Here is a 12,481-nt window from a genome sequence, read left to right as displayed (position 1 = left end):
CCCCCGTATATCCATCACAATCCCCGCCATGTCGCGGCAGTACACCACCTTTGCCGAGTTCTGGCCCTTCTACCTGCGAGAGCATTCGCAGCCACGCACCCGCGCCCTGCATTACATCGGCACGACACTGGCGCTGGCCGTGTTGCTTTTTGCCGTGGTGACGGGCCGCTGGCTGTGGCTGATCGCCTTCCCGGTGGCGGGATATTTCTTCGCCTGGCTCGCCCACTTCACGGTAGAGAAAAACCGCCCGGCGACATTCACCTACCCGCTCTGGAGCCTGGCGGCGGATTTCCTAATGTGGGGGTTATGGCTCAGCGGCCGCCTCCAGCCGGAACTGGACCGCGCCGGTGTAGGCAAGTCCGAACAGTAAGGCGCTAGCTTTCGATCAGAACGATGTCCCATTTGTAGCGATGGTCTCCCAAGGCCGAGGCGACTGACGCCGGAGCAGCGCCGCCCAGAGCGCGCAGCAGCTCGTCGCGGGCGTTCATTTTCTCATCCTCGGGAAAGTACATCTGGACGATCTTGCGCGAATCGACGCCCGTCACATCCATGTGGATATGCGGTGTGCGCCAGCCGATGGGGCTATCGTAGCTACCCGGCTTCACCGTCGTGAGATGCCAGCTGCCGTCGCTACCGGTCGTGATCCGGCCGAAGCCCTGGAAATGGGGATCGAGCGGCATCACAGCCGGGTCCTGCGGATGCGCGTAGCGCCCGTGCGTGTTGGCCTGCCAGATATCCAGTTGCGCACCGACGATGGGGTTGCCGCGTGCATCGAGCACCCGGCCCATCACCTCGATCACCTGCCCCGCAGCACGCTCGGCATGGCCGGCAAGGCGCGTGAAGTCAGCGTCGGTCTCCCCGCGATAGCTGCTGGGGTAGAACGGACCGATGGGCGATTCCGGCGTCTCCGCCACCTGCGCCAGCGCCCCCTTGCCGAGCACTGCGGTGGACGCTGCGGTGGTCAGGGCACCGGCTGTAAATGCGCGGCGCGACAGGCGTGAAATGTGTGTCATGGGTCCTCTCTCCCGAAGTGGAGGCCGACCCGTGCCAGTCGTTTTACGCCGCCCGGCGCCGCGAGTCCATTCGCGTGCGCCTATCCCAGCACGGCATCCGCCAGCTTGGTGTCGAGATATTCGCGCACCTCCACGATCTTCCCGCCTGCCAGCCTGAAGACGAAGCAGTAGTCGTTGGCGTAGATCTTGCCGTCCACCGTATCCGCGTGCCCCTTCGCCAGCACGACCACGTGGCCCCCGTCGGCCAGTACCAGTTCCGGGATATTGCGATATGGTCCGGCGAAGCTCGCGAACAGCGGACCCATCAGCTCGGCTTCCACATTGGCAAGGCCGCTGACTACCTTCGACCAGTTGCTCGATCCCATCACCCGCCAGGTGATGCTATCATCGAACAGCGGCAGAAAGGCGCTGGGGTCGCCGTGTTCCAGCTTCGCGAAAGCCTCAGTCAGCAGCGCGCGGTTCGTCTCGGTGTCGCTCATTGCCTGATCTCCCTCAGATCACCACCAGCGCGCGCATCAGCAGCACGCATGACAGCGTGCAGGCCACGGTGCGCACGTGGTTCAGCCGGGTCCAGCGGCGCAGGTAGTCCGCCCACACCGCGCGCCCTTCAGCGCTCGCGGCGTCCGCAGCGTCCAGCCGGTTGTTGAGCGGCACGTTGCCTGCCGCCGTCACCACGAACATGCCGACGACATAGATCGCCGCGCCCGCCAGGACTTCCACCATCGCAGCGCCTGCCAGACCCAGCAGGGCCAGCACGACCAGCGCGGCGCAGACCAGGCTGGAGAGCATGAACAGCGGCAGGAAGCTGCTTTGCAGGATCACCCGGTTGATCGACTGCATGGCCCGCGCTCCCGCCACTTCCCCCAGCGCCGCGAAGGAGCGCATGGCGAAGGCGGAGAAGGTAAAGTAGACCCCGGCCATCACGCCCGCCGATACGGCGGCGAACCACAGCAGTCCTTCAAGCAGCACATCCATCGTCGCCCCCTTATGCGTCCGACAAGCCCTGACGCGATTATGGCAGGCCCGGCGGGGGAGGCAACCTGGAACACCTGGAACAGTGTCCTGGAACGAAAAAGCACTCCGGGCGCGCGCCCCTTTCGGCGATGCTTGCGGGCGGACGGGGAGACGGCGGTAATGCTCATGCGCGCGGGCGGAGCACGCCCGGCCAGATGTAGGAAAGAACCTGCACCGAGGGTCCGGCCTTGCATCCCCCGAAAGGCGCTTGCCCCGATGTCGCCATAATCGGAACGAGCCGCCGCCCGCCCCGTTATTGTCCAACAGTTTCAGAAGGAAAGACCGATGACCACCAACAAGCTGACCATGGCCACCCTTGCCGCAAGCTGCGCCCTGCTGGCCGCCTGCGGCGATTCCGCTGCCGAGCAGGAGGCAGAGCGCATGGAAGACCAGATGGAAATGCAGGCGGACCAGAGCGCCGCTGCCGCCGGGATGGACGAGGCCGCGCTGGGCATGACGGAGACGCAGCTTCTCGATGCCGACCTGATGACGGCCGACGGCACCGACCTCGGCGACGTGGAAATGGTACGTCGCGGCGCGGATGGCGCGGTGAGCGGGCTGGTGATCGAACTGGAAGACACCGAACCCGATCGCTGGGTGGAAGTGCCGATGGACGGCCTGACCGCCGTTACCAACGGCGACGACATGGACATCCAGACCGGCATGACCGCTGAGGAGCTTGCCGCGCTGCCCGATGCGGAGATGCCCGTCACCAACGGCGCGATGTAACCCCCGCCGATACAGGCCACTCCCACAGGCCATACGAAAAAGCCCGCGCCGGCGAGCATCCGGGGCGGGCTTTTTTCGTGCCTTGCTTGTCGAAAGCTCGCTCACCCGGAGCGTGCGGAAGAGTTACTCGCCTTCGTGTCCCGCGGCTTCGGCAGCCGCTTCCTCGGCGGCGATGCGTTGCAGGCGCTCCTGCTTGGCGGTGGCGCGGTCGTCCTCCACCTTGCGGGCCTGTTCTGCCAGCCCGCGCCAGGTCTTCTCGGCGTCGAGGTATCGCTGGCGCACGTTCTCAAGCTCGGCGGAATCGGCATCGGCAGCGGCTTCGTCGGCGCGCTGTTTGTAGAAATGGTAGTTCTGCGACATCGTTCGGCCTCGCTGACTGGGGGTGAAATCAGGAGAGCGAAGACGAGGGGGCACGTGGCCCCCTCGCGTTTCGCCCTCCTGTCCGCCCACGACCGTAGGCGGAAACAGGAGTTCAGATCAGTCGGCGGCCGAGAGGTTCACGGCGCTTTCCTTGCCGTTGCGGCCGGTTTCGACTTCGTAGTTGAGGCGCTGCTCCTTATCGAGCGTCTGCATGCCGGCCGCCTGCACGGCGGTGATGTGAACGAAGCTGTCGGGCGAGCCATCGTCGGGCTGGATGAAGCCATAGCCCTTGTCTGCGTTGAAGAATTTTACGGTGCCGGTCTTGGCCATGATGTGTTCCTTTCGAGAACGTATGTGTGTGACCGCGTCCACGGAAGTGCGGACACGGCAAATGCAAATCGCCATCGAAAAGGAAGTCGTAGTCTGTTTAACGCCGGGGCCCTGGCATGGAAGCCTGTGGGCAAGCGGCGGTAGGCAAATCTAGAAGTCCGTCGCGGGTTATCGACGTAAGCGGGGGCGCTGTAGCAGGGTTGGGCGGGGTTGGCTAACGATTGCTTTTAATCTGACTGTATCATCAAATTCTTTCGCTTGCGCTCAGCTTCATTAGCCGCGGCTGTAAGCGTTCTCCAAAACCGCATTCTGATTTTATTCTATAACGATATCAGCGATTTGCCAGTTGGTCCGCTAGCAAGCCATTCAGATAGTTCGACAACACAGAGACGTCGAAATGCCCGGCAGCCCATGCTTTATCGGCCTCCTGCAAGGCAGCATAATAAGCTGGCCTGTTCTCCCTTATCCGTTCTGGTACAATCTTCGCACCAGGGAGCAGACGACCTGCGCGTAGGCAGATTAGGTAGTAGCAAGCAGCTCTTGCAGTGCGCCCATTTCCCTCGACAAAAGGATGAATCCAATTCATTCGCCACAAGGCGTACGCGCCCATTTCTGTTGGACCGGTCAAGATGTCCCAATTCTCATGAACGTCCGATATGAACTGATCCATCAAACTCGGCACACGGTCGAAATGAGGGGGGATGTGGTTTCCCACATAAATCGGCTGCTCGCGGTACCGACCTCCGTGCTGTGCGATGTTTGCAGTAGCTGCGGAATTCAAACTCCACAGTACATACTTGTCGAAGCAATCGATGCCTCTGCGGAGACCGATCTCGATGCAGTTTGTCAGGAGGTCATATTGCCTAAGTAGATTCTTTTCCTCTACGCGCGCATAGAGATCAGGATCATCATTTTTACGTAAAGCCATACACAAAAAGGGCCCGCTTTCGCGAGCCCTTCTCCATTTTTCCTTAAGCGTAAAGGCGAATCTGACGTGAGGCGGCGCGCATACTATCTTTAGTTATGTTTTCCGCATCACCGGCATTGCCGAAAGCGAAGCTTACACGCTGTTCTTCCAACTCTTCTTCGCTAACTTCTCTGCCCTTCGCCGCCTCCAGAAGTTCGTTTAGTTCAGCATTTTCTGGCGGCCGCTTAACGAACTGCTTTCGTTCAGCCATGGCGGTTCTCCTCGGTGGTGGGACTTCTGAATCGCACAATATCATGCAGCAATCAAACTCAATTTTTCCACTGACGTTCCTCTTTTGATCGCACAAATCGAACCTACGATATGCCCTAGTCCATTCGATACATCGTTTGCACGGAGATGCTTGAGGAACCTAAAAAATTCTTCACCCCTTCGGCACATACAAGTCCCCGCCCTCCTTATACCGCCGCGACATTTCCTCCATGCCTTCCTCGGCGTTGGCTTTCGCTTCGGGCGGGGTTTCGGCGGCCACGTTCTCGGTCGCGAGGTAGCTGTCGGAGTTCTGCTTCGCGGCAAACTCGCGCACTTCCTGGCTGATCTTCATCGAGCAGAACTTGGGCCCACACATGGAGCAGAAGTGGGCGGTTTTCGCGCCTTCTGCGGGCAGGGTCTGGTCGTGGAAGGCTTCCGCCGTGTCCGGGTCCAGCGAGAGGTTGAACTGGTCGCGCCAGCGGAATTCGAAGCGCGCCTTGCTCAACGCGTCGTCGCGCACCTTGGCGGCGGGGTGGCCCTTGGCAAGGTCCGCCGCGTGGGCGGCCAGCTTGTATGTCACCACGCCGACTTTCACGTCGTCCCGGTCGGGCAGGCCCAGGTGTTCCTTGGGCGTGACGTAGCAGAGCATCGCCGTGCCGTACCAGCCGATCTGGGCAGCCCCGATGCCGCTGGTGATGTGGTCGTACCCCGGCGCAATGTCGGTGACGAGCGGCCCGAGGGTGTAGAACGGGGCTTCGCCGCAGGCTTCCAGCTGCTTGTCCATGTTCTCCTTGATCTTGTGCATGGGCACGTGGCCCGGCCCCTCGATCATCACCTGCACGTCCTGCTCCCATGCGCGCTTGGTCAGCTCGCCCAGCGTGTAGAGCTCGGCGAATTGCGCCTCGTCATTCGCGTCGGCGATGGAGCCGGGGCGCAGGCCGTCGCCCAGCGAGTAGGCGACGTCGTAGGCCTTCATGATCTCGGTGATCTCGTCGAACTTCTCGTAGAGGAAGCTCTCCTTGTGGTGCGCAAGGCACCATTTCGCCATGATCGATCCGCCGCGCGACACGATCCCGGTCACGCGCTTCGCCGCCAGCGGCACGTAGGGCAGGCGCACGCCCGCGTGGATGGTGAAGTAGTCGACGCCCTGCTCGGCCTGCTCGATCAGCGTGTCGCGGAACACTTCCCAGGTCAGGTCCTCTGCCACGCCGCCGACCTTTTCCAGCGCCTGGTAGATGGGCACGGTGCCGATGGGCACGGGGCTGTTGCGGATGATCCATTCGCGGGTATCGTGGATGTTGCGACCCGTGGAGAGGTCCATCACGGTGTCCGCGCCCCAGCGGATGGACCAGACCATCTTGTCCACCTCTGATGCGACGTCCGATGCCACGGCGGAGTTGCCGATGTTGGCGTTGATCTTGACGAGGAAGTTGCGCCCGATGGCCATCGGCTCTGCCTCGGGATGGTTGACGTTGGAGGGGATGATCGCCCGGCCCCGCGCCACTTCGCTGCGCACGAATTCGGGCGTCACGTAGTCGGGGATCTCGGCGCCCCACGACTGGCCACCGTCGCGGTCAACTTCCTTCAGCGCGGCACGGCCAAGGTTCTCGCGCTCCGCCACGTATTCCATTTCCGGCGTGATGATGCCCTGCTTCGCGTAGTGCATCTGTGAGAGGTTCTTGCCGGGCTTCGCGCGGTAGACCGTTTTCGCGACGTTGGGGAAAGCGGGCACGCCGCCGCTGCGGTCCGGCCCCAGCTGGCCGTTGTCTTCCGGCTTCACTTCGCGGCCTGTATATTCCTCGATGTCGCCGCGATCGAGCTGCCACTGGCGGCGCAGCTGCGGCAGGCCGGTGTTGATGTCGATCTTCGCTTCGGGGTCGGTGTAGGGGCCGGAGGTGTCGTAGACGCGCACCGGCGGTTCGCCGCTGGAGGGTTCAAGATCGATCTCGCGCATGGCCACCTTGCGATCACCGATATAGACCTTGCGGCTGCCGCGAATGGGGCCGGTGGTGACGCCGATTTCTACGGGGGAATTGATGTCGGCCATGCTAAGTCTCTCCTCAAGGGCGGGAAAAGGACTTCGGGCGAAAGTGCCGGCCCTTCCCTCCGCCCGTGCTAACGGGTTCAGGTTCAACGGGTCGGGCGGCGTGACACGCCCCTCTCAGCCAGCACTGGCTCCCCGGGGATGACGCCGTGTTACGCGTCGCAGACGCCTGAGTCTAGGCCGCGTCTAGGCCACCCCGCCCGCCGCCTGCCATTCGGCAATCGCCTCTATCGGGAACAGCAGCATGATGACGTTGAGCGTCAGGCCGTCACGCACCACGTATCCCGCCAGCAGTTCACCGAACACGGCCAGAGCCACGGTCCACTTCACCGGCAGGCGCAGGGCGAGCCAGAAGCCGAATGCCATCCAGCCGATATCGGCGGCGGAATTCAGCACGCTGTCGCCCGAATAACCGAAATTGGCGGTGACAGCGCGGAAGCGGTTGATGACCATTTCGGTATTTTCCAGCACTTCCCACGCTGCCTCCAGGAAGACCGCAAGCGGCAATCCCCAGCGAGCCCCGTTGGCGCCTGCCCAGCCTCGGCGCACGAACAACCACCAGCCCAGCGCGTAGAAGATCATCCCGTGAATGATGTGGCTGGGCGTGTACCAGTCGGCGATGTGCTGGCTGTTGCCCGCATCGTTGATCTGGCCGTGCCACAGCTTCACGTATCCGCACTCGCAGATCGGCGGGCGTCCCATCGCCAGCAGCACGGCGACGGCGACTATCGCGATAGCGAGCGAGACAATTATCGTCAGCCGGTTCGGGATCAGCTTACCCATCTCCGAATAGTTCCCCCAGTTCGCATCACACGCGGTCTGCACACGAAACGCGCGAACTGCCATAAGCATAATTCGTTACCCGCCGGCTGACGTTCGTCCACTGGCCAGTCAGGCGAGGTCAATCTGCCCGTATTGAGTATGTCGGCAATGCCGCTAGGCATGATTGCCCGCCATCCCCTGACCCTGCCAAAGGCCATTCGATGACAGAACTTCCCACTCCCACGCACGAATACAAGCAAGGCAAGCGCAACGCCTTCACTCGCTTCCTCGACGGGGTGGAGTGGCTGGGCAACCTGCTGCCGCACCCGGTCACGCTGTTCGCCCTGCTGGCGGTGGGCATCGTGCTCGTCTCCGGCCTGTTCGGCTGGCTAGGCGTGGCGGTGGAAGACCCTCGGCCCGCCGGCGCGCCGAACGTGGCGGAGGATGGCATGATCCGCGCGGTCAGCCTGATGAACGGCGACGGGGTGCGGCGCATATTTACCGGCCTTGTCGACAACTTCACCAGCTTCGCGCCCTTGGGCGTGGTGCTGGTGGCGATGCTGGGCGTGGGCGTGGCGGAGAAATCGGGGCTGCTCTCCGCTGCCGTGCGGAGCATGGTTCTGGGCGCGCCGCCCAAACTGGTGACGGTGGCCATCGTGTTCGCCGGCATCATCTCCAACACCGCCAGCGAAGTAGGCTACGTGGTGCTGATTCCGCTGGGCGGCGCGATCTACTATGCGCTGGGCAGGCACCCATTGGCTGGCATGGCGGCGGCCTTTGCAGGCGTTTCGGGCGGCTACAGCGCCAACCTGCTGATCGGCACGATCGACCCGCTGCTGGCGGGCATCACGCAGGAAGCCGCACAGCTGATCGATCCCGATTACACCGTGCTTGCCACGGCCAACTGGTATTTCATGTTCGCCAGCACCTTCCTTGTCACCATCATCGGCTCGCTGGTGTCGATCTACATCGTGGAGCCCAAGCTGGGGCCGTACGATGCCAGCAAGGCCGATCCGGACGTGCTGGACGAAGGCATGATGCAGCCGCTCACCGATACCGAGCGCAAGGGCCTGCGCTGGTCGGGCGTGGCGCTGCTTGGCGTGCTCGCCTTCATGGCGCTGACGCTGGTTCCCGAATGGGGCGTGCTGCGCAACGCGGAAACGGGCGACCGGATGGATTCGCCCTTCTTCGACGGGTTCGTGGTGTGGATCCTTATCTTCTTCATCACCATCGGCTACACCTACGGCCGCGTGACGGGCTCCATGAAGAGCGACCGCGACGTGATCGATGCCATGTCCGAAGCGCTCTCCGCGCTCGGTCTCTACATCGTGCTGGTGTTCTTCGCCGCGCAGTTCGTGGCCTTCTTCGGCTGGACCAATCTTGGCGCGATCACCGCGGTAACGGGCGCGAATTTCCTGGTGGAAAGCGGGATGACGGGGCCTGTCGTGTTCTTCGCCTTCATCCTGATCTGCGCGATCATCAACCTCTCATTGGGCTCTGCATCGGCGCAGTGGGCCGTCACCGCGCCCATCTTCGTGCCAATGCTGATGCTGATCGGTTACGCGCCCGAGGCGATCCAGGCGGCCTATCGCATCGGCGATAGCACCACCAACATCATCACGCCGATGATGAGCTATTTCGGGCTGATCCTCGCCTGGGCGACGCGCTACCAGAAGGACCTTGGCGTGGGCACGCTGATCGCGATGATGCTGCCCTACACGATTTTCTTCATCACCGCGTGGAGTGCGTTCTTCTACCTGTGGACCTTCGTGTTCGGCCTGCCGGTGGGGCCGGGCTCGCCGACCTACTACGCACCGTAGGGGTGGTGCCTGCGTGACCATGCTCTACCGTCTCGATGCCGATGCTGCGGCCATCCGGCGTGCTTTCGGCCTGCGCACGGGCGACGATCCGTGGCCGGGCGGCCATGTGGCGCCGGGCGAATTCGCGCCCGTCATCACCACGGGGCGTGAGTTCATTGCCGGACCGGGTGAGCCGAACCAGCCGCGCCGCATGGTGCCGCGCCTATGGGGTGTGCCGCCGCCACCCAGCGCGCACGACGCCGCGCGCCCGGTGCTGAGCGTGCGTAATCCAGACAGCCCGTTCTGGATCGGCAACCTGCGCAATCCGGAGTTCCGCTGCATCGTGCCTGCCACCGCCTTCATGGAATGGGGCCGCATCGGCACAGACGGCAAGCGCCGCCAGCACTGGTTCGCCTGTGCGGACCAGCCGGTGTTCGCCATGGCGGGCGTGTGGAAGGATAGCGAGGTGCCCGGCTTCGCCCTCCTCACCTGCGCGCCCAATGCCGAGCTGAAGCGCGCGGGCCGCGAGGCGATGCCGGTCATCCTGCCGCCCGACCCCAGGGCACACGATACGTGGCTGCGCGCCGGGTGGGGCAGCGCAAGCGCCCTGCTCCAGCCCTATTCCTCTTCCCTGATGCAGCAGGCGGAGCGTTAGAAGCGCAACATCGCCACGCAAATCAGCACGATGCCCAGCCCCGCCGACAGCAGCGCCCAGGCACGGTTGACCGCGCCCATCATCGCGCTGGCGAAATGCAGGAAGGGCCTTCCGAAACCAAGGATCACCATGCCTTCCAGCACCATCCCTGCACCCATCACCGTGATGACGATGGATAGCCAGTCAGCCGGATCATAGGGATTGACGAGATAGATCGCCGCGCCCAGCGCCAGCACCACGATGCCGGTGAGAAAGCGCAGCGCCTCGTTGTTCTCGAACCCGTCCAGCATCGCGGCCCAGCTTCCGGGGCTGCGCAATTCGCCGATCGCCGCGCCCAGGGCGTAGAGCCCCATGAACAGCGCGATCCATGCGGGTATATCCTGTCCTTCTGCCATTACTATTTCCTCCCCTCCAACGAGCTTGCTGTAATAGCAGCGTTTTGCCCGAAACATGCCGAGATTTGCGCTCGGCACCATAAACGCTATTAGCGGTTTCAACTGAAACAGACCACCAGAGGACAATACTGCCCATGACCCTGCTTCGTTCGGCCTTGCTGGCCACAGCGCTTACCCTTCCCGCCGCCCCTGCCCTTGCCCGCGACATGACGCCGCAGGACGTGGCAAAGATCGAATATACCGGTACCGTTGCCGTCTCGCAGGATGGCAACCACGTTGCCTATACCCGCGTCTACTGGCCCGACGTGACGCAAGGCGAGGACGACGGCACGGCGAAGCAGCAACTGTTCATGGCCGATGGCGCGAATGACGTGCGCGCCTACCTGCCGGAAGACATGAGCGTATCCTCCATCGACTTCACACCCGATGGCAGCATGATCACCTTCCTGTGGGCCGACGGCGATGATGACCGCTCCGTCTGGGGCATCCCCGTCAATGGCGGTGCCTATCGCAAGATTGCCGGTGTCGAAGACGCTCGCGTGGGCGACTACGCCTTCTCGCCCGACGGCAGCCGCGTCTACATGCTGGTTTCCGCCGCCCCCGACGAGGATCGCGAGAGCGAATCCGAGGATGGCTTCAACGCCGTCGTCTACGAAGAAGAGTTCCGCCTGAACCGCATGTTCGTGGCCGATGCGACCGGCACCGAGGCAGACGCCGAGCCCACGCAGATCGAAGTGCCCGGCTACGTCAGCGGCTTTGACATTTCGCCCGACGGCCAGACCGCGATGATCCTTACCGCGCCGACGCCGCTGGTGGACGATTCGCTCACCTCGCAGCGCGTGAACCTCGTCAACCTCGCCACCGGCGCGGTGACGGTGGTGGAAACGCCGGGCAAGATCGGCGACGTCGAGTTCTCGCCCGATTCCATGAACCTTTCCATGGTCGCAGGCGTGGACGAGAACGATCCCGCCGCCACCACGCTGCACATCGTCGACGTGATGACCGGCAGCTACACCGCCGTGAACGAAGGCGCGGCGGAAGCCGTGATGGATACAGAGTGGATGGCCGACGGCCGCCTCGCCGCGCTGGTCCACGTGGGCGTGCAGAGCGTGCTGCGCTTCTACTCCGCCGATGGCGAGGAAGAGCGCGAATACGATCCGGGCGAATTGATCCTCACCAGCCTTCAGCAGGGCGGCAACCGCCTGATGGTGGAAGCCACTTCCCCCACCCACCCCAACGAGCTGTTCGCCTTCAGCAACGGCCAGTTCACCCGCTGGACGAACCACAACCCGTGGCTGTCGGAAATCGATTTCGGCGAACAGCGCGCCTACACCTACACCGCCACTGATGGGACCGAGATCGAAGGCGTGCTGGTGCTGCCGGTGGACGGCGTTCCCGCCGGCGGCGCGCCGCTGATCCTGGACGTGCACGGCGGCCCGGAAGCGCACGAGAGCAACGGCTGGGTGACGAGCTATTCCAATCCGGGGCAGGTTGCCGCCGGACAAGGCTATGCCGTGTTCCTGCCGAACTACCGTGGCTCCACCGCCTACGGCACGGCGTTCTCCAAGGCGCACTCGGGCAACTACACCGATCCCGAATTCCGTGACCTGGTGGATGCCAAGGCCGCGCTGGCGGCAGAAGGCATCGCCGATGCGGACCGCACCGGCATCACCGGCGGTTCCTACGGCGGCTATGCCACGGCATGGTCTTCCACCTACAACTCCGAAGAGTTTGCAGCGGGCGTGATGTTCGTGGGCATTTCCAACCAGATCAGCAAGGTCGGCACCGGCGACATCCCGAACGAGATGTATCTCGTCCACGCGCGCCAGTGGCCGTGGGAAGACTGGCAGAACTACCTCGAAGTCAGCCCGATCTACTACACCGACCGGGCCGATACCCCGCTGCTGATCATGCACGGCGATTCCGACACGCGCGTGAACCCCGGCCAGAGCCTGGAGCTTTACCGCTACATCAGCCTGCGCCGTCCCGACACGCCATTGCGCCTGGTGTTCTATCCCGGCGAAGGCCACGGCAACGCCCGTGCCGCTTCGCGCTATGACTACAACCTGCGCATGATGGAATGGTTCGACACCTACCTGGAAACGGGTGATCGCGACGCGGAACTGCCGCCCAGCCGCCCGGATCTGATGATCGAGGAAGACTGATTTCTTTGACAAACAGACTAATAACGGGGGAGCAGCCG

15 protein-coding genes and 1 riboswitch are annotated in these 12,481 nt (G+C 63.2%); of the genes, 5 read left to right on the top strand and 10 right to left on the bottom strand.

Going from position 1 to position 12,481, the window contains the following annotated elements; all coding sequences use genetic code 11:
• The first annotated feature begins 28 nt into the window (after positions 1-28).
• Positions 29-370, top strand: a complete 342-nt coding sequence (locus D4Q51_RS10830; protein ID WP_120077764.1) for an Mpo1-like protein — start codon at positions 29-31, stop codon at positions 368-370.
• A 4-nt stretch (positions 371-374) separates the two neighbouring features.
• Here the strand turns inward: D4Q51_RS10830 and D4Q51_RS10825 are convergent, their stop codons facing one another.
• From D4Q51_RS10825 to D4Q51_RS10815, 3 genes are all read right to left on the bottom strand, one after another.
• Positions 375-1,013, bottom strand: coding sequence for a dioxygenase family protein (locus tag D4Q51_RS10825; RefSeq protein ID WP_120077763.1), 639 nt, complete (start codon positions 1,011-1,013; stop codon positions 375-377).
• 80 nt (positions 1,014-1,093) lie between these two features.
• On the bottom strand, positions 1,094-1,492 hold the full coding sequence (locus D4Q51_RS10820; protein ID WP_120077762.1) for a nuclear transport factor 2 family protein: 399 nt from the start codon (positions 1,490-1,492) through the stop codon (positions 1,094-1,096).
• 13 nt (positions 1,493-1,505) lie between these two features.
• Positions 1,506-1,988, bottom strand: a complete 483-nt coding sequence (locus D4Q51_RS10815; RefSeq protein ID WP_120077761.1) for an anthrone oxygenase family protein — start codon at positions 1,986-1,988, stop codon at positions 1,506-1,508.
• Positions 1,989-2,312: 324 nt separating this feature from the next.
• Here D4Q51_RS10815 and D4Q51_RS10810 point away from each other — a divergent pair, with 324 nt between their 5' ends.
• A complete protein-coding gene (locus D4Q51_RS10810; RefSeq protein WP_120077760.1) occupies positions 2,313-2,756 on the top strand; it encodes a PRC-barrel domain containing protein in 444 nt (147 codons plus the stop codon).
• Between the two features lie 123 nt (positions 2,757-2,879).
• Here the strand turns inward: D4Q51_RS10810 and D4Q51_RS10805 are convergent, their stop codons facing one another.
• The 6 genes from D4Q51_RS10805 to D4Q51_RS10780 all read right to left on the bottom strand — a co-directional run bounded on the left by D4Q51_RS10805 (position 2,880) and on the right by D4Q51_RS10780 (position 7,450).
• Positions 2,880-3,116, bottom strand: a complete 237-nt coding sequence (locus tag D4Q51_RS10805; protein ID WP_120077759.1) for a hypothetical protein — start codon at positions 3,114-3,116, stop codon at positions 2,880-2,882.
• 117 nt (positions 3,117-3,233) lie between these two features.
• Positions 3,234-3,446: a cold-shock protein gene (locus tag D4Q51_RS10800; RefSeq protein ID WP_120077758.1), complete on the bottom strand. Its 213-nt coding sequence runs from the start codon at positions 3,444-3,446 to the stop codon at positions 3,234-3,236.
• A 331-nt stretch (positions 3,447-3,777) separates the two neighbouring features.
• A complete protein-coding gene (locus D4Q51_RS10795; RefSeq protein WP_120077757.1) occupies positions 3,778-4,374 on the bottom strand; it encodes a Fic family protein in 597 nt (198 codons plus the stop codon).
• A gap of 43 nt (positions 4,375-4,417) precedes the next feature.
• The gene (locus tag D4Q51_RS10790; RefSeq protein ID WP_120077756.1) at positions 4,418-4,624 is read right to left on the bottom strand and encodes a hypothetical protein; all 207 of its coding nucleotides are present in this window, start codon (positions 4,622-4,624) and stop codon (positions 4,418-4,420) included.
• Between the two features lie 171 nt (positions 4,625-4,795).
• Entirely contained in the window at positions 4,796-6,670 is a 1,875-nt protein-coding gene (thiC, locus tag D4Q51_RS10785) for a phosphomethylpyrimidine synthase ThiC (RefSeq protein WP_120077755.1), read from the bottom strand.
• 37 nt (positions 6,671-6,707) lie between these two features.
• Positions 6,708-6,815: riboswitch (TPP riboswitch) on the bottom strand.
• Positions 6,816-6,853: 38 nt separating this feature from the next.
• Complete coding sequence (locus D4Q51_RS10780; RefSeq protein ID WP_120077754.1) at positions 6,854-7,450, bottom strand: DUF2585 family protein; 597 nt, start codon at positions 7,448-7,450, stop codon at positions 6,854-6,856.
• A 200-nt stretch (positions 7,451-7,650) separates the two neighbouring features.
• Here D4Q51_RS10780 and D4Q51_RS10775 point away from each other — a divergent pair, with 200 nt between their 5' ends.
• Both D4Q51_RS10775 and D4Q51_RS10770 read left to right on the top strand, forming a co-directional pair.
• Positions 7,651-9,249: an AbgT family transporter gene (locus D4Q51_RS10775; protein WP_120077753.1), complete on the top strand. Its 1,599-nt coding sequence runs from the start codon at positions 7,651-7,653 to the stop codon at positions 9,247-9,249.
• Positions 9,250-9,268: 19 nt separating this feature from the next.
• Positions 9,269-9,883, top strand: coding sequence for an SOS response-associated peptidase family protein (locus tag D4Q51_RS10770; RefSeq protein ID WP_120077752.1), 615 nt, complete (start codon positions 9,269-9,271; stop codon positions 9,881-9,883).
• On the opposite strand, the gene D4Q51_RS10765 is transcribed toward D4Q51_RS10770, so the two are convergent.
• Positions 9,880-10,278, bottom strand: a complete 399-nt coding sequence (locus D4Q51_RS10765; RefSeq protein ID WP_120077751.1) for a hypothetical protein — start codon at positions 10,276-10,278, stop codon at positions 9,880-9,882. The genes D4Q51_RS10770 and D4Q51_RS10765 overlap by 4 nt on opposite strands.
• A 134-nt stretch (positions 10,279-10,412) precedes the next feature.
• Here D4Q51_RS10765 and D4Q51_RS10760 point away from each other — a divergent pair, with 134 nt between their 5' ends.
• Positions 10,413-12,443, top strand: a complete 2,031-nt coding sequence (locus D4Q51_RS10760) for a S9 family peptidase (RefSeq protein ID WP_120077750.1) — start codon at positions 10,413-10,415, stop codon at positions 12,441-12,443.
• Positions 12,444-12,481: the final 38 nt, after the last annotated feature.

Origin of the sequence: Aurantiacibacter odishensis (assembly GCF_003605195.1) — a bacterium.
GTDB lineage: Bacteria > Pseudomonadota > Alphaproteobacteria > Sphingomonadales > Sphingomonadaceae > Alteraurantiacibacter > Alteraurantiacibacter odishensis.
This window is presented reverse-complemented; position numbering and strand designations above follow the sequence as displayed.